General features: G+C 41.7%; 17 protein-coding genes. 8 read left to right on the forward strand and 9 right to left on the reverse strand.

Annotated features, from left to right (window positions below):
- Window position 1: 1 nt before the first annotated feature.
- Window positions 2–1,981 carry a methyl-accepting chemotaxis protein gene (locus JFU56_RS03355; RefSeq protein ID WP_198435885.1) on the reverse strand — a complete coding sequence of 660 codons (1,980 nt, stop codon included), beginning with the start codon at window positions 1,979–1,981 and terminating at the stop codon, window positions 2–4.
- Between the two features lie 379 nt (window positions 1,982–2,360).
- On the opposite strand from JFU56_RS03355, the gene JFU56_RS03360 reads away from it, so the two are divergent.
- Window positions 2,361–3,812, forward strand: coding sequence for a dihydrolipoyl dehydrogenase (locus tag JFU56_RS03360; protein ID WP_198435886.1), 1,452 nt, complete (start codon window positions 2,361–2,363; stop codon window positions 3,810–3,812).
- Window positions 3,813–3,836: 24 nt separating this feature from the next.
- On the opposite strand, the gene JFU56_RS03365 is transcribed toward JFU56_RS03360, so the two are convergent.
- The gene (locus tag JFU56_RS03365; RefSeq protein ID WP_242065831.1) at window positions 3,837–4,130 is read right to left on the reverse strand and encodes a hypothetical protein; all 294 of its coding nucleotides are present in this window, start codon (window positions 4,128–4,130) and stop codon (window positions 3,837–3,839) included.
- 461 nt (window positions 4,131–4,591) lie between these two features.
- Window positions 4,592–5,473 carry a LysR family transcriptional regulator ArgP gene (locus JFU56_RS03370; protein WP_198435887.1) on the reverse strand — a complete coding sequence of 294 codons (882 nt, stop codon included), beginning with the start codon at window positions 5,471–5,473 and terminating at the stop codon, window positions 4,592–4,594.
- A 132-nt stretch (window positions 5,474–5,605) separates the two neighbouring features.
- On the opposite strand from JFU56_RS03370, the gene JFU56_RS03375 reads away from it, so the two are divergent.
- Window positions 5,606–6,214 carry a LysE/ArgO family amino acid transporter gene (locus JFU56_RS03375; RefSeq protein WP_198435888.1) on the forward strand — a complete coding sequence of 203 codons (609 nt, stop codon included), beginning with the start codon at window positions 5,606–5,608 and terminating at the stop codon, window positions 6,212–6,214.
- A gap of 189 nt (window positions 6,215–6,403) precedes the next feature.
- Entirely contained in the window at window positions 6,404–7,093 is a 690-nt protein-coding gene (rsuA, locus tag JFU56_RS03380; protein WP_198435889.1) for a 16S rRNA pseudouridine(516) synthase RsuA, read from the forward strand.
- A gap of 91 nt (window positions 7,094–7,184) precedes the next feature.
- Here rsuA and JFU56_RS03385 read toward each other — a convergent pair whose 3' ends face one another.
- Window positions 7,185–7,886, reverse strand: a complete 702-nt coding sequence (locus JFU56_RS03385; RefSeq protein WP_198435890.1) for a metalloregulator ArsR/SmtB family transcription factor — start codon at window positions 7,884–7,886, stop codon at window positions 7,185–7,187.
- 207 nt (window positions 7,887–8,093) lie between these two features.
- On the opposite strand from JFU56_RS03385, the gene JFU56_RS03390 reads away from it, so the two are divergent.
- The 4 genes from JFU56_RS03390 (at window position 8,094) to JFU56_RS03405 (ending at window position 13,615) form a co-directional block, all read left to right on the forward strand.
- A complete protein-coding gene (locus JFU56_RS03390) occupies window positions 8,094–8,732 on the forward strand; it encodes an NADPH-dependent FMN reductase (protein WP_198435891.1) in 639 nt (212 codons plus the stop codon).
- A gap of 36 nt (window positions 8,733–8,768) precedes the next feature.
- Window positions 8,769–9,185, forward strand: a complete 417-nt coding sequence (locus JFU56_RS03395) for a VOC family protein (RefSeq protein WP_198435892.1) — start codon at window positions 8,769–8,771, stop codon at window positions 9,183–9,185.
- Window positions 9,186–9,494: 309 nt separating this feature from the next.
- On the forward strand, window positions 9,495–12,050 hold the full coding sequence (locus JFU56_RS03400) for an EAL domain-containing protein (protein ID WP_198435893.1): 2,556 nt from the start codon (window positions 9,495–9,497) through the stop codon (window positions 12,048–12,050).
- Window positions 12,051–12,346: 296 nt separating this feature from the next.
- Entirely contained in the window at window positions 12,347–13,615 is a 1,269-nt protein-coding gene (locus JFU56_RS03405; RefSeq protein ID WP_198435894.1) for a hypothetical protein, read from the forward strand.
- Window positions 13,616–14,017: 402 nt separating this feature from the next.
- Here JFU56_RS03405 and gltS read toward each other — a convergent pair whose 3' ends face one another.
- On the reverse strand, window positions 14,018–15,250 hold the full coding sequence (gltS, locus tag JFU56_RS03410; RefSeq protein WP_198435895.1) for a sodium/glutamate symporter: 1,233 nt from the start codon (window positions 15,248–15,250) through the stop codon (window positions 14,018–14,020).
- Between the two features lie 152 nt (window positions 15,251–15,402).
- Window positions 15,403–16,260, reverse strand: coding sequence for a TIGR01459 family HAD-type hydrolase (locus JFU56_RS03415; RefSeq protein ID WP_198436398.1), 858 nt, complete (start codon window positions 16,258–16,260; stop codon window positions 15,403–15,405).
- Window positions 16,261–16,515: 255 nt separating this feature from the next.
- Here JFU56_RS03415 and JFU56_RS03420 point away from each other — a divergent pair, with 255 nt between their 5' ends.
- Complete coding sequence (locus JFU56_RS03420; RefSeq protein ID WP_198435896.1) at window positions 16,516–18,567, forward strand: ATP-binding protein; 2,052 nt, start codon at window positions 16,516–16,518, stop codon at window positions 18,565–18,567.
- Window positions 18,568–18,693: 126 nt separating this feature from the next.
- Here the strand turns inward: JFU56_RS03420 and lhgO are convergent, their stop codons facing one another.
- From lhgO to JFU56_RS03435, 3 genes are all read right to left on the reverse strand, one after another.
- Window positions 18,694–20,019, reverse strand: a complete 1,326-nt coding sequence (gene lhgO, locus JFU56_RS03425; protein ID WP_242065832.1) for an L-2-hydroxyglutarate oxidase — start codon at window positions 20,017–20,019, stop codon at window positions 18,694–18,696.
- A gap of 14 nt (window positions 20,020–20,033) precedes the next feature.
- A complete protein-coding gene (locus tag JFU56_RS03430) occupies window positions 20,034–22,157 on the reverse strand; it encodes a TRAP transporter permease (protein WP_198435897.1) in 2,124 nt (707 codons plus the stop codon).
- Window positions 22,158–22,224: 67 nt separating this feature from the next.
- Window positions 22,225–23,247, reverse strand: coding sequence for a TAXI family TRAP transporter solute-binding subunit (locus JFU56_RS03435; protein ID WP_198435898.1), 1,023 nt, complete (start codon window positions 23,245–23,247; stop codon window positions 22,225–22,227).
- Window positions 23,248–23,294: the final 47 nt, after the last annotated feature.

The following is a 23,294-nucleotide window of genomic DNA, read 5'->3' on the forward strand; positions in this document are numbered from 1 at the left end:
TTTAAATTTTAAAGACTCTCGCCACATCTTGTAATGATGTTGCCAGTTGCGCCTGCTCTCTCGCTGTCATGGCTATTTGATTCGCGCCAGTCGCAGACTCCATTGATTTTTGCTTCACGTTGACAATATTTTCAGCGACATCTTGGGTTACGACCGATTGCTCTTCAATTGCCGTAGCCACTTGCTCTGTCATGGCAAAGATCTGGTTTACTGCGCTAGTAATATCTTGCAGTGTATTTGCTACGTGTTTCGATTTGTTCACCGCTTCAGCCGCTTTACTCTGACTCACTTCAATCACGTTAAAGGCCGCGTTCGCATCATCTTGCAATGCACCAATAAAGCTTTCAATCTCTGCAGTTGACTCTTGCGTTCGTTTAGCAAGAGTACGCACTTCATCAGCAACAACAGCAAAACCGCGCCCTTGTTCGCCCGCACGCGCCGCTTCAATTGCCGCGTTTAGGGCCAATAAGTTAGTTTGATCAGCAACCGATTTAATCACATCAACCATATTGGTAATGTTGTTACTGCTTTGATGTAAATTGGTAATACGTTGAGCCAAGCTATCAATCTCACTGGCAAGCGTTTCTATTGACAGTGATGATTGCTGCACTATCTCGAGTCCATCAGATGCTTGAGCGTCAACCTCTCTTGCCGAGTCTGCAGTCAACTGGGTGTTTTGGGCGACTTCTTTTACAGTAGCGGATAATTCTTCAATTGCAGTCGCAATCAGACTAATACCATCTTGCTGCTCTTCTAGTGATGCCGAACTATAAACACACGTTTGCGCCGTTTCTTCTGCCGCCGACGCTAAGGTAATACTTGATGTCGAAATGTTATCCATCGCACCAGCAAATTGCGATAACGTCAGATTAAGCGCTTCAGCAATTTGACCTAACTCACTCTCTCCTGCAAGCTGCGTTTGTACAGTCAGGTCATTATTGTCACGCACTTCGGTCATCACATCCATTAGCTCTTTTACTCGCGCTAATAAGTCTCGAATAGTAATAAAGCTAATTGCCGCTGAAATCAAAATAATCAACAAACTAAAGACAATATTCATCATCAAGTCAGTCATCGCATTCGCACGATTGGTATTAACTAAATTCAATAGTGATGATTCTAGCTCATCTTGAATCGCCTTCAATTGCCCAATACGCGTACTTGCTTGAGCAAACCAATACTCAGCATCGACATTAAAGTCACTTGATTTTGTTTCAGCAATATTTCTTAACTTCAACACCTCTTTCACCGCAGCACTATTTAACTGCTGCTCAAAAAATTGCTTATTATTGCTAGTAGCAAAGGTTTTAAAATTCGAAAAGTACGTGTCTTGTTCAACCACTAAACCAATAAATTTAACAAAATTACCAGTCCCAAAATGATCTTTAGAAAAGGTATTGCTCAATATGGCACGTTCGATACCGGCACGCTCTTTACCTTGTAAAAAGTTATAATAAGCGACTGTCTCAGCGGTGATACTGGCATCAGTGCTAATATCAACAATCAAACCTGAGACACTCAATAGCTTCGCATTCAACTTAGTGTAATACGCTAGCGCGGCGCCCAATTGTATATTCTGCGCATCCACTTTATTACGCATACCCTCCAGCATAGTGAGATCTTGCTGAATACTCGTTTGTAATTGCTTTATGTGACGGTCAGTGATTTCATTTTGCTGTAAAAAACGCATCAACTTACTGCGTTTAACATCGGTATCAGCGCGCTGTGTACGCAACTTACTGCTAAATTTAGCGCCATTAGAACCAATAAACCCAGCGGTCATACCACGTTCTTTTTGTAACTCATGGACTAACTCACTGTACTCAACAGAAAGCTCAGTGTACTGGGTTAAAACAGACATTTCGTTATTGGTGGTGATGCTTTGTGAAAGCGAAGCGACACTTAACCACAAAAAACCCAGCATGGGTAAAGCCAATAACATAATGATTTTATGCTTAAAGGAGATATCTGAAAATTTCATCACTGTTCCTGATTCAAAAAATAGCACCACGCTCGGTGAGCACACTGCAAAATATAAGATGAGAATGATACCTATTAATTTCCTTTTTGTATAAACAATAATGAAACATAATGATATACATCAAGTTTACTTAAGGTAATTAATGCTATCTACCTCAATAGTCTTAGATGGTAAATTGGACTACCCTCACACAAACCTCATACAAACATTCAATAGCAACTAACTATTAAAACGAAATGTTTAATCGATTATACCTATACACCTATTTTTTGCATAATAACGGCTCAACACGAAGCACACGCTTCGTACCTAAATTGACAATATAAAGCAATACGACAAACGACAACCGTTTTCGTCATACACTTTCTAAGGCTGAATTATGAATATGATAAATGTAGAAGTAGCAGTAATTGGTGGTGGTACAGCTGGACTTGGCGCATACCGAGCTGCAAAAGCACACTCAGAAAGTGTTGTGATTATCGAAGGTGGTCCCTATGGTACAACTTGTGCTCGTGTTGGTTGCATGCCATCAAAACTGCTTATTGCCGCAGCAGAAAGTGTACATCACATTGCAAAAGCGCCGGGCTTCGGTATCCATCCGCAAGGCGAAACCTTTATTAACGGTGTCGAAGTCATGGCGCGTGTTAAAAGTGAGCGCGACCGCTTTGTCGGCTTTGTTGTGGAAGGTGTCGATGAGATCCCTGCACAAGATAAAATAGCTGGTTACGCTACATTTTTAAACAACAATACTTTACTGGTCGGTGACCACACTCAAATTAATGCGAAACGTATTGTCATTGCGACGGGTTCGCGCCCTGCTTATCCGGCGGTATGGAACGAATTAGGCGACCGCTTAGTTATCAATGATGATGTCTTTGAATGGGATGATTTACCAAAATCAATCGCCGTATTTGGTCCTGGTGTGATCGGCTTAGAATTAGGACAATCATTAAAACGCCTAGGAGTGGACGTCATCATGTTTGGTTTGGGTGGTCAAGTTGGTCCACTCACAGATCCAGAGGTCATGGCTTATGCAAATAAAGCGTTTAATGAAGAGTTCTATCTTGATGCCGATGTGAAAGTCGAAAGTATGACGCGCCAAGGCGATCACGTTGAAATTAAATACTTAGATGATAACCAAGCACTACAAACAGTCAATGTTGAATATGTTCTTGCTGCGACAGGTCGTCGTCCAAATGTCGATAAAATTGGCCTGCAAAATACTACCCTTGAATTAGATGAGCGTGGCGTACCAACAGCGGATTATTACACGATGCAAACATCGGTAGAAAGTATCTTTATTTCTGGTGATGCCAGCAATCAAATTCCACTGTTACACGAAGCGGCTGACCAAGCACGTATTGCTGGTGATAATGCGGGACGTTTTCCACAAATTCGAGCAGGTCTACGCCGTAGCGTTATCTCGGCAGTATTTACCGACCCACAAATTGCCATGGTCGGTGAGACATACAAACAAATTATTACCCGTTTAGGCAACTGTGGTTGTTTTGAAACAGGCAGTGTATCGTTCGAAAATCAAGGCCGCTCACGTGTAATGCTACGCAATAAAGGTTTATTACATGTATATGCAGAACACGGTACAGGCTTGTTCTTAGGCGCAGAAATGATTGGTCCAGATGCAGAACATTTAGCACATTTATTAGCATGGGCACATCAGCAAAAAATGACCGTATCGGAAATGTTAGACATGCCATTCTACCACCCAGTAATCGAAGAAGGTGTGAGAACAGCATTACGTGACCTCAACGCGAAATTACACCTAGGTCCAGACATGATTAAACATTGCATGGATTGTGGCCCAGGTTGTTAGTAACAGGCCGAGTAACAGTGTCAGTTAAACACTCGGTTTAGTCATTCCAGCTTGGCGGTGTAGACTTGCCACTAAGCTATCGCGGTAACGCATTGTTGCTTTTAACGTATTGTGTACCGCGGCTGAATTTGACTGGCTGTGTTGTTGAACATAGTCGGTCATACGCTTAATTTGCGCAGTAAGCTCATCAATCGTTATTTCCGTTTGTCGTTGCTTATTGCTTGCTACCGTTAACTTCTCTTCAGCTAAGTTTTCAACAACTAAACCTTTAACAACTAAACCATCTTCAACTATACATCCATTCTCGAATTTATCCATTATGATATCCCTTCATCCTTGTCATTCGGCTGTTTCAGCAACCAATATCCTATCAGTACATACTTGAACGACTATAACATATTGTATTTTAATTCCACTTAGGCTAACTCATTAAAATACGTAGGGGAAATAGCAAAAAATTATAATTTATAGCTATTTTGTTCTGCCTATTTTAATGTCTAAACAGGCGGATTTGGCAATATCAATTATACTGTCATATTAGATAATTTGAAGTATTGAACTGCAACAGCTTTGCTTTCAGGAGTTGGACTATGTTTTCATTATTCTTAAGAATCATCTCACCTTTTTTCATCTTTCTAGGCATCATGTTTTTATATAGTTACAGCACGGGGCAAGATAGCCGGCAGATTCTAGACGCCTTAGTAGACCTGATTACTATAATTTCAGGTCATATTTCTGATGTATTTACTGGCCTTGATTACGGCTAACCGCGCTTGCGATTAAGATATTGCCAATTTAGCGGCGCTAATAATCTGTTCTGACACTTGCTTGTATAAGCCTTTGAGCAAGATCCAGCGATGCCAGTAAAGCGGTATCGTCAGTTGTGTCTCGGTTAATTTAACCAGTTTACCTGATGCCAGCTCAGCTTTAATTTGCAACTCAGGGATCAAGCAATAGGCAACACCAGCATTCGCCATTGCGACAAACGCCTCTGACGAGCGTACGATATGACAAGGGTAACTACCTCCAGCCAAATTAAAATGCTGCAGAATAAATTTGATATGCATATCATCTTTATGATCAAACGAGACCGCTGGCGCTTTCAATAATGCTTGCGGGGTGATCCCCAAAGGCAAATATTGTTGTACAAATTCAGGTGTCGCCACTAATGCATAATTCAACTCACCCAATAGCGTCGCTTCACAACCTGGTAGCGGTTTATGTTGTAAACTCAGCGCACCAAAGGCCTCACCCGCTTTCACTTTCTCTAGGGTTCTCGCTTCATCCATAATATGCAGATTCAACTCTATCGGATATTGCTTCAATAAAGGCGCTAACGCCGGAATAAACCACGTCGCTAAGCTATCCGCATTCAGCGCGATCGCCATCACTACCGATTTATCAGTCGAAGTGGCACTAATACTTGGTAATAACTCAGCTTCTAAATGTTGTACCTGCTTGTAATGTTTTAGCAAACGTTGACCAATGCCTGTCGCTACTATCGGTTGACTACGGATCAACACGGGTTGCGCAACAAACTCTTCCAGCAACTTGATACGCTGCGATACAGCGGGTTGTGATATACACAGTACATTCGCCGCACGTTCAAAACTTTGCTGCTCAATAACCACTTGTAAGGCATGTAATAATTTGTAATCCACAACGCATCCTCTCTGTTACTGCTTTGCTGCAGCCTTGCTGCATAAGTTAATTTTATCAATCATAATAATTATTAATTATACTTATCAATAAATATTTTGTAATCTCGACAGCCTAATTTCTAGAGGTTCGTTATGATAACAGCAACAATTCAAGGACTACTGCTTGGCGGTAGCATGATCATTCCTATCGGCGCGCAGAACGCCTATATCTTAAATCAGGGCATAAAGCGTAATCACCATTTTTTAACCGCGACTATTTGTATTATCTGCGACGCTTTGTTAATTAGTGCTGGTGTGTTTGGTGCAGGCAGTTTATTGGCATTAAATCCCGACTTATTACACATTATCACCTGGGGTGGCATTGTATTTTTAACCAGTTATGGCGCAATCTCATTTCGCAGTGCATGGCGCTATCAATATGGTAAAACAACCTTAGATGGCGGGCATAAGTCCCGTAAAATGGTGATCATGGCCACCCTCGCCGTCACCTTGCTCAACCCCCATGTGTATTTAGATACCGTGGTGGTGTTAGGCAGTGTCGGTAATCAGTTCAGCGGTGATAGTCGCTTGGCTTTTGCGGGGGGCACGATCTTAGCCTCCATTTTATGGTTTTATGGTTTAGCTTTTAGTGCAGCAAAGTTTTCAGTTTGGTTAAACCAGCCAAAGGTACAGCGTGTTATCGACATCACCGTCGGTTGTATCATGTGGTTGATTGCCAGTAGCCTATATCGCAGTTTGTAATCGAAAAGGTAAAATAAGCCAACTTTAAGCAAATCATTTAGCGCTTATTCTCCGAATTCTGAGATATTGTTCACTATACTTTGCGCTTACAGCGAAAAAGGCCGATAATCAGCCCATCTATCCAAACCGAACTAAATACTAGCTCAGTTTGGATATATTCCTATAACACCAGACAAAAGTTGAACATAAATGCGTTTAGATAAGTTTATTTGCCAAAGTACTAACCTGACCCGAACTCTTGCCAAGCGTGAGATTGCACGCAGTAACGTAAAAGTTGATGGCGAAGTTGTACGTAAAGCAGACCATAAAGTAACAGCTGACATGGATGTTTGGTTTAGTGGTAAATCATTAAGCCAACGCCCACCGCGTTATATCATGATGCATAAACCATTAGATGTAATTTGCTCAACAGTAGATGAAGAACACCCATCAGTGATGAATCTAATCGAAGCAGACAAGCGTGAAGAATTACACATTGCAGGTCGCCTTGATGTTGATACTACAGGTTTAGTATTAATCTCAGATGACGGTAAATGGTCACACCGTGTTACATCACCTAAGCGTGCATGTAACAAACGCTACCGAGTACAACTTGCAGAGGCGATTGCGCCAACAGCTGTAGCTGATTTTGAAGCGGGTATTCAACTACGTAGTGAAGACAAGCCTTGTCTACCTGCAAAACTTGAGATTTTAAGCGAAAAAGAAGTATTGCTTACTATCCAAGAAGGTAAATACCACCAGGTTAAGCGTATGTTTGCCAGCCAAGGCAACAGCGTAATTGGCTTACACCGCGAGCAAATCGGTGACATCGTATTAGACCCTACACTGGAATTAGGTGAATGGCGTTACCTAACAGACGCAGAAGCGAAAAGCATCTAATCTGTTAACTGTCGATGAAAAAAGCCCATATTAATGACCTTAACATGGGCTTTTTTATTACTGCTGTAGCCTGCTTATTTAACTTTTAATCTTAGCTTTCAATCTTCAATTCTGTCACTTTGTACGCACAACGCCTTGCCCCTTCGACAATATGTTCTTCGCGTTCAACAGTCGCAATACCCGCTAACAGACTTTGAAATAAATTCAATTCAGAGCGGCAAAAGTTAAGGCACTTCGACGCTGCAGCACAAATAGGACAATGGTTTTCCATCAGCCAATAAATAGTACCGCTGTTAACAATGCCAGCATTGTCGTCAGAAACCTCGATATCATCTTTAATAATACCGCTCTCGTCTCCCATCATGACTGTCGCCATATAACCTTCTTCACTGCGTAATTCAGCCAAGGCGTTAAGCTTACCCAATAAATCAGGATGACCAGCTAGTCTGTCGCTATACAGTTCAAACGATGCCTGTTCTCGGTGCGCAATAAGTTGTTCGAGCCCTGTATCGCCAAATATGACTTGCACTGAATCAATAAGCTGTACGGTCAACTCTTCATGGCGATCTGAAAAGTGGCTATTACTCTGCGCCGTTAATGACCAATAACGCGTTGGTCGCCCGCGCACCGCTTTTTTATCTTCAAAACTAATATCACCATCATCAGCTAAGGCTTGTAAATGTTGACGTACGCCCATCGTCGTTAACCCTAACTCACTGGCTAATGCTTTAGCTGTTAGCGCGCCTTCGACTTTTAACAGGCTAAGAATTTTCTCACTGGTTTTTTCTTTCATCTTCACTCCAACTATTACAATCCAATGACGATGAACAATCATTAGCAACAACGACAACAGTGCTTTCAAGCAGCTTTATCACTGTATTATTACCGATACAAATATTAAGTAAACTTTTTTATTTACTTTATTTTTGTTTAAGGCTTTACAAACTTAAGTAAAGAGATTACTTTATTAAACATTAATAAACAAAAAGGTTTACTAAAGATGAAATTAGTTATCGTCAGTGGCAGTCAAAGACAATATTCAGAAAGCGCTAAAGTAGCAGCGTATATCGCCAGCGCAGCAAACCAATATAAAGCAGTGCAACATATCGAACTGTGTAAATACCAACTACCCTTTTGGGATGGCGATGACAAAAGTAAATCAGCACCTAGTTGCGATTGGCCCCTCATTAGTGAAGCGTTGGTTAAAGCAGATGCGTTCGTGCTTATTACCCCTGAGTGGCAAGGTATGGCGACACCAATATTAAAGAACTTTTTGATGATGTGTGCACCTGATGAAACAGCACATAAACCCGCACTCTTAGTGTCTGTCGTCGGCGGTGTTAGTGGTGCCAACCCAATCGCAGAATTAAGAATGAATGGTTGTAAAAATAATAAGTTAGTAGCAATACCTGATCACTTAATCATTCGTAATGTTGGTGATGTATTAAATACTGTTGTGGATAAGACGGCGACCAACGAACTAGATCAAGGCGTTTACAATCGAGATAAAAGCATTCGCGATCGAATTGGCTACAGCTTACATACGCTGCATCAGTACAGCCAAGCATTGGGGCAAGTTCGTCAGCTGCAGCAACGACAACCTTACTCTCAACAAGAACAGTACAGTTACGGCATGTAAACATTTAATTTAAATACATAATAGAAGGACATCATTATGATACATTTAGAGCATATTAATTTAATCGTACGAGACATCGAAGAAACACTCACTTTTTATCGTGCCGCATTTCCACACTGGGAAATTCGTGGTGGCGATAAAGGCTTGTGGTCAGGAAAACCAAGAAATTGGATCCATTTTGGTGATGATTATCAATACTTGGCATTTGGCGACAATGGCGTTGGTGAAAATCGCGATTTAGCTGGGCATCAAGTCGGTCTTGCCCACTTTGCATTTGTCACCGATGATATTAAAGGCACCATCAAGCGCTTAAACGACGCAGGCTTCGCGATTGCCAAAGACGGTATGGAAGATGATTACCGCGAAAATATTTACTTTGTTGACCCAAATGGCTACGAAGTTGAATTTGTGCAATACAATACCGATATACCAAGCTTAAGAAATCGTTATTGATGCTTCCCCCTTCTCACTCGACATTGATACCGCCAATTTATATAGGGTGGTATCAATGGACACAAAAATAAGACGCTACTAAAGCAAATAAAACCAAAATAAAATATCGACAATACAAATACATAAAGTTATTAATACCACAATAAACGTTATTCACCTCTTTTGGGTAGACTTCAATGTTTCATTGCTGTGAGCATCCATTTTCTGTGACTCAACTCTCATTATAAATTTGAAGTTTTGCATAAACAGCAAATATAAGTAAACATGGTGTTGTGTATTCAGCCCTATAAATGATCTAAGATCGCAGTAATGACAATTTCAAAACCTCAAACTCTTCGTAAAGCGGTGATGCTCCCTTTCACCTTACTGCTTTTACTTACTGTGGCCGTACTTACTTTTGTTCAAAATAGTAATTATGAACGAATGCTCACTGAGATCAGCACCAAATTACTCAGTTCCTATTCAGAAAACGTCAGTAACAACCTCGATCGGTTTTTAGCACAGCCTTTTAATACCACGCTAACGATTGCCGATAGCATTCAGCGTAATCAACTCGATCAAGCTGCAGACTTAAGTAAAATTGAAAACTATCTGCATGCCGCCATGACTGATATTTATAGCTCGCAACAACAAATCAGTAATATCGCATTTGCCAGCGAACAGCAAGATTATGTCAGCTTTCGCCGTCATGCCGACAAAACGCTTAGTTTGATCCTACAAGACAAACGCACCAATAATAACCTCGACTTTTATCAAGGATTGACACTTGATACTGCAGTTGTTGACAGTATTAAAAATTACAACCCAATACTCCGCCCCTGGTATGCACCTTTTGCTGAAAATAGAACGGCGGGTTGGGCAAAGATATACAGTAACGTTGACGCCGAAAAAACCTTCACGATTTCCAGTGCAGCGCCAGTCATACGTGACAGTACATTATTAGGTGTGGTCGCCACCGATATCGATTTACTACAATTGTCTAAATTTATTAAACCCGACAGCAGTGAGTTCGGTGGTTTGACCTATATCACCAATACCGATGGCGCTTTAATTGCTAACTCTTTGCAAGCCCCTTTAATCGACCCAGACAATCAGCATATATTAGCGACCAATAGCGAGAGCAAATTGATTGCGCTTAACGCGGCGCAAATTATTGAGCAAAATTTACAAGTTGATAAGCGTTCCGCAACATTTGAATTCAACCATAAGCGTGTACGTTATTTCAGTCGTGTCAGCACCTATCACTACAATAATCTACAATGGTTTATTGTCGTTACCTTACCAGAAGACGTATTACTCGGTGGGCTACCAAGCCAGCAACGTTTAGGTCTAGCAGCGGCACTTGTCCTCGCTTTTTGTGGTTTGTTGATGGGGCTATTCTTACTGCGGACTATCACTCAACCGATTATGGACATTGCTGAGGTATCACAGCACTTAGACCATAACAACTGGGATGTCACAATCAATGAAAGTATCAAACTGCATGAAACAACCCAGCTTATTTCTGCATTTAAGTCGATGTCGTCGCGGTTAGAACACTCGTTTACCACATTACGTAAACAGCTATTATCTGACACCCTGACCGGATTATTAAGTCGTGATGGGTTTGTGGAAAAACTGCATAATCCGAGCTCACAAAAACAAGGGATCTTGGTCTTACTTGGACTACGCTCGTTCCGCCACATTAGCAATAGTTTAGGACAACAGAAAAGTGAGCAGCTATTAGTTGCTATAGCCTGTCGCTTACAACAAAGTGCGGCAGACAACGTAACGATCAGCCGCATTGATAAAGATACCTTTGCAGTATTCTATCCGGGCTTTATAGATCTTTCTCACAGCCATCAAGTCGCTGAAAAATTATTAACCGACTTTAAACGCCCTTTTACCATAAACGGTACCGAAGTATTAGTGGGTGCTGACGCAGGCATTATGAGTGGTCAATTCGATAATATTGAGATGGATGCATGGTTACAAAATTCCAGTCTTGCACTGACCTATGCCGTGAAGCAAGAACAAGTAAAATGCTGTCATTATCAAGATTATATGATCGTAGCATCACAAGAAAAAACCCGTTTAATAGCCGACTTACAACGTGCTATCAGCAATCATGAATTTACCGTGTATTACCAGCCGGTTATTGATTTAACCAATGATAGCATCGCAGGGGCCGAGGCCTTAGTACGTTGGCACAGCCCTGTTCGAGGGCTAGTATCACCACTGGATTTTATTCCCATCGCCGAAGACACTGGCATGATTGTGGATATTGGTAAACTCATCTTATTGCAAGCTTGCAGTGAAACGAAACAACAAATAGACAGCGGTCATTGGCCAAGCAATTTTGCATTACATGTAAATATGTCGGTACGCGAATTACTGCACCCAAATTATGTATTAAGAGTGAAAGAAATTCTGGCGATAACCCAATTACCAGCGGCGAACCTGACCCTAGAAATAACCGAATCACGCTTAGTCAATCAGCCATTATTAACCAATAAATTACTCGGAGAACTACGTGATTTAGGCATACATATTGCTATTGATGATTTTGGTACAGGTTATTCATCACTGGCTTATCTGACACAACTGCAGTTTGATTCATTAAAGATAGACCGTTCTTTTGTCAGCAAAATGCTCGAGAGTGATAACCACGCAGCGATTATCGCCGCCATTATCACCATGACAGAAACATTCAATTCCGACATTGTCGCAGAAGGTGTCGAGACAATTGAACAAGCCAACCACCTTAAAAGCCTAGGCTGTCGTTACGCACAAGGTTTTTATTATGCACGCCCTAAACCGCTGTCTGAATGGGATATTACTCATGATACTAGCGACTCGGCACCACAGCATAATAGCCTAACTTAAATCACTAGAGCGCCAAGTTTCACTACCTATATGCTTTTAAAATACAGTTGTACGCTTAATTGTTCCTGTTGATCACAAAACAACGACAAAATAGGACAGCCTGTTGCGAATAACCTATTCATTAAGTAAAAATGCGATCTTGATTGAACAATTAATTAAAAAGATGCGATAACCTCCCCTCCGTTCACAACTAATTAACATTTGTGATGCGTAATAAACAATCGCAGTTAGTAATAACCGCACTGCAATTACGCTAGGTCTGATTTAGTTACAGTAGCTATTACATGGAGTTTTAAATGCGCACTTTTTTGACGTTATTAATATCAACCCTGAGTTTTAACAGCTTTGCCCTCGATAGTACTTACTTACAATGTTATGGCGTCAAAGACAGTTTCGCCGCACGCTCTGATTTGATCAAAAAATCATGGGCAGTTAACCCTAACAATCAATATCTCAAACTTGACGGTTATTGGAAGGACAACGGTTACAATGCTGACACTGAAAATTATTTCATCGTAAAAGCGATTGATTCACAGCCCGTCACATCCGATAAAGTACACAGCACGTTAGCCAGTATGTGTAAAAACACCCTAGTGAATAAATACTCAAACGAGTTCACCAGTAATGTCACTTATTTTGCGGCCGACAGCTCGGTAGGTTATGAATATCCCGTCATGACCGAAGTTGATGCACTCGGTATCAACAATAGCGAATTGCCAGTAGCGTACAACAATATGCTGCGTTATGCATTTGCATCAAGTTACGTCTACAGTACAGAGCAGGGAGCGTCATCGTTCTCATTTACCGATAATCCTACTTTCCAACAGTTAATGCTAAACGAAAATAGCCTCGAACTGGATGTTATTGCTCGTTATGTTGGTGACAGTGGTGTCCACGGTGTAGCGATTAAAGTACCCGCGGTACCAAGCAAAAACTTAGAACAAGAGATCATTATTGCGTTTAAAGGCACGAGTAACGGCGGAGATGTAATGCAAGACATCGAACTCGTACTGGCCAACCTTTCAGAAACAGATGAAGACTGGCAAGTTGATGCGTATAATTTTACTCAACAAATTCTCGCGCAATACCCAGCAAACGCAGCCTCATTAACCCGTGGTTACCAAACATCGAGCGCAGCGACAAGTTATAATGTGGTATTAACAGGTCATTCATTAGGTGCTTATACCGCCATTGATGCCAGTGTCAGAACCGGTGTATTAGCACGCGTGTTCTCATCACCAGCAACCCGTATCATCGAAAAATACATCCATGCTTTTGCCAATAAAATGCGTTACAACAACGTTATTAATATGGTTCGAGAAAAAGATCCTGTCGCGACACTCTCTGGCCGTCACAACGAAAACATGATTTATTTCCCGAAAGCACCTGGCTCTAATCCAGCAGATAGTCATTACTTAACCCCCTTTATTAATGACATATTAATGCCTCTTGCAAACAATCAAGCAAGTGCAGCTAACAAGCCGACACATGTTTACATCACTCCGGATACCAGCATTGGCGCTGGCTTAACGGAATTAGTTAATACGTGGGGTCATGTTAATTAATACCAGATAGTCAGTATTTACCGACGATAATAAAAGCGGGCTTATCAGTGATGATAGCCCGCTTTTATTTAAAGAAAAAAGGAAGACAAAAGGAACATTAACATTATCTTAGTGCATTATTATTGAAGCTGGCTGTATTTATATTGTTAAATAAAACACCCTAAACAACATGTGACGCACTATGAATGAGTCAAGTAAAGAAAGCCTAGATAAAGCTAAGGAAGAGGTAATAGAAGCAATTGAAAAAGTTAAAGAAATAGCCGAATCACCCCATGTTGACGACGACAAATCGAGACGCATAAAAAGTCTGATAGCAGAAACAGAGAAGCACTTATAAACCCTGCCATCATGTTATCAAGCTATATTAAAACCACAGTAAAATTTGATAACACGATAGCCAAGTTACGATGCAAAGATATCCAATAAGAATTGAATAATTAGCGCATTGGCAATATCAATAAAAAATGCGCCCACCAGCGGTACAACGACAAACGCTTTTGCAGAAGCGCCAAACTTCTCGGTTACCGCCGTCATATTAGCAATCGCTGTCGGCGTTGCGCCTAACGCCAGTCCTGCATACCCAGCAGACATGACAGCCGCATCATAGTCTTTACCCATTAGCGGGAAGACCACAAAGATAACAAAGCCAGTCACAATCAGCACCTGCGCAGCAAGCATAATTAATATTGGTCCACCTAGCCCGCCTAATGTCCACAGCTGTAAACTCATTAATGACATAGCCAGGAACAAGCCCAAACTCAAATCAGAAATTAAAGCTAACGAACGGCTGCGCTCAGGCCACGTCAGCTTAGGCAATATTAATGGGCCTAAATTAATCACGATAATGCCTGCAAACAAGCAAGTGACAAATTCAGGTAAATGTAAGCCTAGGTTGCCGATAATGACATTAAGCCCGAGGCCTAAGCCAATACTAATACTGATAATCAATATCGAATTAAGCATATGGTGATAATCAATCGGTGCCGCAGTGTTCGCCTGTTTTTGCTTATTTTGATGCAGCTTAGCCTGATGTAGAGTACCGACGGTGAGTTCAGGTTCTTTACTCGGTTCGAGCTTATAATGGCTGATTAAATATTTAGCAATCGGGCCACCAATAACACCACCAAGGATCAGGCCAAAGGTCGCACACGCAATACCAATTTCCATCGCGTTGCTGATATTGTATTTCTCAACAAACAGCGGCGCCCACGCAATCGCAGTCCCGTGCCCACCACTAAGCGAAACTGAACCACCAATAATACCGACTTCCGGTAATTGTTGGGTAAACTGTGCAACTGTTAAGCCCGTGAAGTTTTGTAAAAACAAATAAATAACCGCAATCACCAGTAAGATAATTAGCGGTTTGCCGCCTTTAAGCAGCGTTGAAAATCGTGAGGACAGGCCAATAATAGTGAAGAACACAATCAATAACGTATCACGCACCGCTAATGAAAATTGTAATTCGATATCAAATACGCCATAAATAATAGCAAAGACAATAGATGCAATTAGGCCGCCAGAAACGGGTTCGGGGATATTATACTCTTGTAAAAAAGCGACTTTGCGTGTCAGGTACTTACCTATAAACAGCACCAAAATCGCCACAATAACAGTTTGTCTTACATCCAACTCCATCAGTACCCCCTCAGTTATTTTGCTAACCTTTTTCTCTTAAGGTCATTAGCATGTAGCTATTACCTATTTAACTATTACCTATTTAGAGATGGTCAACTTATTAACTAAGAGATTACCTGCTGGGATTTGAATGCACAAACCATAAACATCAATTAATCGACTTGAAACCAATCAATATAATGACTTGGCATTACGTCAAACTCACGGCTTAAATCAGCTACCACAGACGCACTGATCACATCGTCTTTACTAGCCATTCTTGCACTGAGTTCGTCAGCATGAATACCCGTGGTTAAAAACAAACCAGCGATACCTGCTGTATTCGCGCCGCGGATGTCATGCTCTAAACTATCACCAACAGCAATAGCATTATCCCAACCGCCTAACAAGGTATGACACATTGCATAGACTTCCGCTTGTGGTTTACCATGCCAATGTACCTTACCACCCATTGCTGCGTACGCAATGGCAATAGAGCCAGGGCAAAGCTTCAACTCACCCGTTGGGCTCATCGCGACTAAATCAGGGTTGCTCACGACCATTTCTAAACCTCGAGAAAGCGCAATATCCAGATCAGTTTGATAATCAGCAACCGTACCGCGTTCAACGCCATAACACATGATAAATGATGCATCTTCAATCGCCACGCTTGTTAAACAGCAGTCTTCGAGTACAGTACCATTAATCCCCTCCCCCCAGCCAAACACCAGGGCATTCGAACCTAAATGGTCAAATTTACCTTGCTTGAAATTGTGGCGCATGTGATCACCAGATGTCAGCACATCAATATACAGATCACGACTAATACCAGAATCGGTTAAACGCTGATAAGAGAAATTGTGGGTATTACCACTGTTCGATAAGATCACTACTTTTTTGTTGTGTTGTTTTAAAAATTCTAATGTCGCAATCGCGTTAGGAAAGGCATCACCGCCATTATGCAGCACGCCCCATTGATCTAAGATAAAGGTATCAAAATCGTTAATAATGTCGCTAAGACCGGAAATCATTTTCACTTTGTCATTTCTCCAACAGCATCGGCCACTGATAATGAATAACTAGGATCATCAATAGCTCAGATAAGAGAGTCCACTATATACTTAAACTGCTAAATCCCAACTAAATTACGTCATATTTATATCCAAAAATAAGCGATTAATAAGGTGTAATGTGATTACAAAGTCAGTTTTATTAGCCAAAATTTGTTAACTTAGCTCTCTTGTAACTAGCTATCTAATGATTGGCTTATTTTCAGCGGTGTATCGGTGTCGAACAAATTTAAAATCATAGTTTCAGTCATCCTTTGCAGCGTAGTCATCACAACCTTTAGCGTACGCGAAATATGCCGAGATTGGCTATTGGATTCCAACCGGGAACAAGCAGAAAACCAACTGCTTACTTATGTTGTCGATATAAGGCGTGTACTCGCAAGTTACAAGTACCTCCCTTACCTGATCACAGAGCAAAAAAGCGTCATTACAGTCCTGACTAATTCACAGGCTCCGACAACGCTGCTCCAGCAAACGCTCACTCAATTTGATAAAGCAGCCAATACCAAAGGCTGGTACCTGCTCAAACCCGATGGTTCCTTGTTAGTATCAAGCCGTCATAATACCAACTGGGATACCAACAAAGCCCTGAACATTACCACCAACTTACGAAATAAATACGGTGAATTAGATAACGACAGAGGCGTGCTCACCTCCAGTTATATTTCCAACGGTATCGCCAATTATTACTTAAGCTTGCCGATAAACCATCAAGGTAAATTAATTGGCATTGCCGTCATCGAAGTAGACTTAACCGCATTAAGTGATCCCTGGTTGGCAGAAAATGATTTCATCCTCATCAGCAATGCCAAAAATAAATTCTTTCTATCTAGCCACCCTGAGATATCGGCGACAGACATTAACCGCTTAGGCACGGCTGACATCATCACACATGAGCTCAGTAATAACGCTAATATCTACAGCTGGACGATTGCTAACCGTGACTATCAAGTACAACAAGTGCAGTTAGACGATCTAAGATGGCATATTTACTACCTGACGCCATTAAATGACTTATATCGGAAAGTGGATGTAGCAGGATTTATTTCCGCTATATTAATGTCACTGTTACTGTCTGTGCTGTTATATCGCTATGAACGTAAACAAAAGCTTTATTCTCACGCCGCATTAAAACAGATGATTGCAGGTACCAACGTCGGATTAGTATTACTCAATAATGATCGCAGCATCAGCTATATCAACCCAACAGCAATGCGCTACTTCGGATTAAGTAATGACACTTTTGATAAGAATGACAATAATCATAAGCTATATGCCAGCCAATTACTTACTCAACACCAAGACAATAACGCTGTTGTTAGCCAATTAAATGACCTATTAATCACGCCAACCTTCACTGGCATTGAAGTGTTTGCCCATAATCATCATGGTGATGACTTTCCAGCTTTATTATCCATTACACCACTGGCCTGGTCACAACGACGTGGTTCATTGATGACATTTGTTGATATCAGTAAACGTAAACGCGCTGAACGAGCCCTATCACAAGCAAATGAACAACTCGAAACCCGAGTACAAGAAACCACAGCAAAACTATATGCCGCGCAAGAAGAGTTATTATTAAGCAGTAAAATGGCCGCGCTTGGGCGTATGTCTAGCGCAATCAACCATGAACTAAACCAGCCTTTAACAGGTATCAGAACCTTATTATCCAGCAACCTGCTATTTTTGGAGCAAGGTAATACTAAAGTGTTGCGATCCAACATGGCTTTAATCGATAAGCTGGTTCAGCGCATGTTATCGATGACAGCACAACTTAAGGTTTTCGCCTTTAATCGCCCAGAACGTTTAATTGCTACGTCAATAACAGATGTATTGAGCGAAGTATTTATACTGCAGCAACCCCAACTCACCCACATAACCATCACGCTGGATATTCCGGACGCATTGCCACAGGTATTAGCCGAGCCACATCGATTACACCAAGTGTTTTCTAACTTAATCAGTAATGCCGCGGCAGCCCTTCAGCAAACGTCACAACCGACATTGCTCATCAGCGCACGCATGATTAAAGACAAAATACACATCAATGTAATGGATAATGGTTCCGGCGTCGATGAAGCGGCATTGACCCACTTATTCGAACCTTTTTATACCAGCAAGAAGATTGGCGAAGGCTTAGGACTTGGATTAGCTATCACAGCGAATATCATGCGGGATATGCAGGGCGAGATATTTGCACACAATAATCAGCAGCAAACAGGCATGACATTTACCCTGATGCTCAAAGCGGATACCAGTAATTGAGTTAAGCTAAGCTTAGCTGAATGTAATCAGCTAAGCTTTTCGTAGTGAAGGTGATTTATTAGGGCTATTGATTAACATTATTTAGCTTGCCGATAATACTGATGATAGTACTAATGACAGTTCTTGCTATAGTGCTGGTGTTAGATGCTTATCATGCACTTTATTACAAATGTAATCACCAATTGGGATAGCAGATGTCGCGGCAGGTGATGGCGCATTACAAACGTGTAAACTACGTGGGCTCTCGGCAAATAAGAAATCGTGCACTAAGCTGCCATCTCTCAATACCGCTTGCGCGCGAATACCCGCTGGATAATCCTCTAAATCAGATACTTTCAATGCAGGACAATATTTATTAACCAGCTTCAAATAACCCGGCTTCCACCACGAATTCTTGGTTTCAATTAAGCCCGTTTTTAAATTCTTAGCACTCACTCGCCAAAAACCAGCAAACTTAAGCATGTCGCCAATATCGCGTAAATCAATGTTTACTTTGCCATACCCTTCTCGTTTCCACCCTTGTACAGCATTAGGACCAACCGTCACCGAGCCGTCGATCATACGCGTTAAATGTACGCCCAAAAATGGCAACTCAGGATCGGGGATAGGATAAATAAGGTGATTAACAATATTGTTATGCTGAGACTGCAAACGGTAATATTCGCCGCGATAAGGAATGATTTGAAATTCAGTGTCAATGTTAAGCATCTTAGTCACGCGATCGGCCATTAAGCCAGAACACGTAATTAAGAATTTAGCGACATAACTGAGGCCTTTGAACGAATGACCTAACGGTGCCTTTTGCTGGCATTGCACATCAATCTGTTCACTGCTTTCAATTAAATGCGTCACTTCTGTTTCTAAGGCTATGTCGCCACCGAGCGCACAAAATGCTTCCGCCATTTTTTCGGTGACTAAACTGTAATTAACGATACTGGTAGAAGGCACCAGGATTGCGCCTAATCCAGTAATGTTCGGCTCTTTTCCAGCAAGACCTGCAGCATCTAATAATTCAACGTCGATGCCATTGTCGCGACAACGTTTATACAGTGCTTCCATACGTTGTAACTCGAGTACATTCGTTGCCACCAGCAGTTTGCCGCAGTTTTCAACGGGAATATCATGCTTAGCGCAAAACGCTTTCGTCGCCGCCACACCAGCTTTACAGAAGTTAGCTTTCATACTGCCGGGTTCATAATAAACCCCAGCATGGATCACCCCACTGTTATGGCCAGTTTGATGCTGTGATAACTTACTTTCTTTTTCGATTAATAATATACGCTTTTCCGGCTCACGCTGTTGCAGCTGCCAAGCCGTTGAAACACCAACAATCCCACCACCGATAATGATGTAATCATAGTTATTATTATCGGTGCCATTCTTAACTGTAGTATTGCTATCAGTGCAATTGTTATCAGTACCTGTTGCCACATTTGATGTCGTTAATGTCATTTTATTATCCCTAACTAAACGGCAGCAGCAGGTGCCGTTACCACAGATTTATAACGGCGATTCGTATACACAAACAAGCCCACAAAACTAACTAGCGCCACAACCCTGACGACTAAGGGTAAATCGGGCCACGTCATTGCTAAACCAAGTAATAACGAAAATCCACGTAGGAAAATATTCAATTCACTTTCTAAGTAGCCTTCAATACCCGCAATAAATGCATAAGTACCTATGATAGCGAAAAAGCCCACCGTGACCACCGTCATCATATCCCAACTCACCAGCGAGGTATAAGCCATCAGTATCGGTACTAGGTACAAGCCCTTCGCTATTTTCCATGCAGTTAACCCCGTACGCATTGGTGGTGTACCCGCGATAGTGGCGGCAGCAAATGCTGTTAAACAAACTGGCGGAGTAACATTACTGTCTTGTGATAACCAAAAAATAATTAAGTGCGCAGAAAGTAATGCGAGCATCACCTTATCAGCACCTAACCCCTGCTCTAACAAAGTCCCCATGAAATCACTCGGTACCAAGCTTAATAAACTTTCAGCTTGCATTTGCGTCATTGGTTGAGCTAATGCGCTCATTTGCTCCGGAGCGGCTAACATGAATATACCGTGTGCTTGCGCTGGTAACAGACCATCCATGAGCATTTGCACCAACTGGGCTTCGGCGAGTAATGTATATAACGCCGGCGCAGAAAGGGTGCCTAAGACAATATAGGCCGCCGTCACCGGTAAACCCATGCCAAGGATTAATGAGGCCAGCGCGATCAAGGCTAACATCAACATCAAACTACCATCAGCCCACTCATTGATCATTAACGAAAAGGTATTACCCACACCAGTCGTACTGATCACATTAACAACCAGACCAATACCAACTAAGAGTACCGCAGTCGTCGCCATGTTTTTAGCGCCCTGCTCTAGTGCTTCAAATACCGCTCTTATGCCCATTTTGTTGGGTGATAACCAAGATGCGACAACGACAGAGATAATCGATAAACCAGCTGAATAAGTCGGCGTGAACCCAGATACTAATAAGAACACTAATACCCCGAGTGGAATTAAATTATACCAACCAGCTAAAAGTACAGATGAGAATGAATCATCAGACGCGTTAACTTGTTGGATGTTACTGCGCTTGGCCTCGATACGTACAAAAAATGCCACCGACAAAAAATAAATCAGTGCAGGTACAACTGATACCGCGATAATACTCACATAAGGCACCTGTGTATAAGAAGCCATAATGAACGCGCCGGCACCCATCACCGGAGGCATTATTTGCCCCCCCGTTGATGCAGCCGCTTCAACACCTGCTGCAAAACGTGCGGGGAAACCCGCTTTACGCATCAGAGGAATAGTAATAACGCCTGTCGATACAGTATTAGCCACACTCGAACCTGATACAGATCCCATCAAACCTGATGCTAACACCGCGATAAAACCAGGACCGCCAATGACTTTATTTGCCGCCGCACGCGATAGGTTAATGATGTAATCACCAACCCCAGAGCGCACCAGAAAAGCACCAAACAGAATAAACATGAACACAAAGCTCCAACTGATACGTGAGATTGCGCCAAACATACCTTCTGAGCTATAAAAGCTGCGATACAACAAGGTTTCTAAACTTAACCCAGGGAAATGGAACATACCGGGTACTAACTGACCCCACCACACCACATACGTTAATGAGATAACAATTAACACCGGAATAAACCAGCCAATCGTACGGCGGATCAATTCCAATACAATGATGATCGCCATAATTGAAAACACCCAATCACTGGTAATAAAACGTACACCACGTTCATACAAGGCATCTTCAGCAAAAGGGATATACGCTAAACAAGCAAGTGCCGCGAAGGCGATTACAATATCAACACCGAGTGCTAACTTACTGCTTTTTAGACTTCTATGCGCCGGATACCAAAGCGCACAAATAACAGAAAACCCAGCAAAGTGAGTAGCAGAAGCCCATAATTCAGGGATGGTAGCAAAGGTATTAAACCAAATATGCAATAACGACAGCACCACACCACAGGCAGAAATAAACGCGGTTACCCAGGGAAAATCAGTGCGGGTGGCGGATTCAAATTGCTCTAACTTTTCTTCGACTTGCTTGTCCATAACAAATTCCTTTTTGACTGCTACCATCGTGGTAGCAGTCCTTCTTATCAATACTTAACGTCGTCTGTTACAGTGCGGTTGGTAATAACTCAGCAGGGATTGTTAAACCAATTTCTTGGTAATAACGTACAGCACCTGGGTGTAATGGTACTGGTAGACCTTTAATTGATTTTTCTACCGCCATTGCTTTCGTGGCTTTATGGATGCTGTTTAAGAACGGTAGGTTTTCATATATATTTTTCGTTAATAGGTAAACATCTTCTTCAGACACATCATCACGTACCGCTAAAAAATTAGGCTGCGCAATCGTCGTTACTGCTTTGCTCTGACTTGGATACGTATTTGCTGGAATAGTGAATTTAGTCCATAGTGGATATTCGCTGTTTGCTTGTTTGATTTGCTCATCTGTAAATTGTAATAAAGAGATGTCATCACCCATCGCAGCAAAAGCCCGCGTGATCGCACCAACTGGCATACCAGCTGGAATATTCATCCCATCAATCGCGCCATTTTGCATCGCGTCAGTACTTGAGCTGTAACCTAAATAAGCCAAGTTAAAACTATTCGGATCAACATTCACTCCGCTCATGATCTGGCGACCTGAATGTTCAGTACCCGAATTCTTCTTACCAATAGAAAACTTCTTACCTTTTAAATTACTTAAATCACTCATAGTGCCCGTTTCAACTAACGAGCTACGCACAACAAAATGCTCTACGTTTTGCCACAGCATGCTCACCGAACGTAAGTCTTTCTGTGGACCACTTTGCTTAAACTGTCCTTCACCTTGCCAAGCCCATGCCCCATACAAACCTTGCAAAATGGCAAATTGCGCTTCATTGTCACTCAGTAATTTAATATTTTCACCCGAGCCAGCAGAGCTAATCGCCGCTAATGAAAATTTATATTTTGGCTCCAGTTTAATTTTACTTAATGTCGCCAGTGCAACACCCACAGGGTAATAAGTACCACCCGTCGATGCTGTTGCAAGAATATAACTGCGTTTCTCTTCAGCAACTGCAGATGTCGTAGCTAAACCAAGTATGACGCTTGATACTAATAATGATTTTTTTAACATTCCTTTAAACATGATCTTTCCTTGTTTTTATTGTTAACGTAAAGCGTGTTTTTACTATT

Origin of the sequence: Moritella sp. F3 (assembly GCF_015082335.1) — a bacterium.
GTDB lineage: Bacteria > Pseudomonadota > Gammaproteobacteria > Enterobacterales > Moritellaceae > Moritella.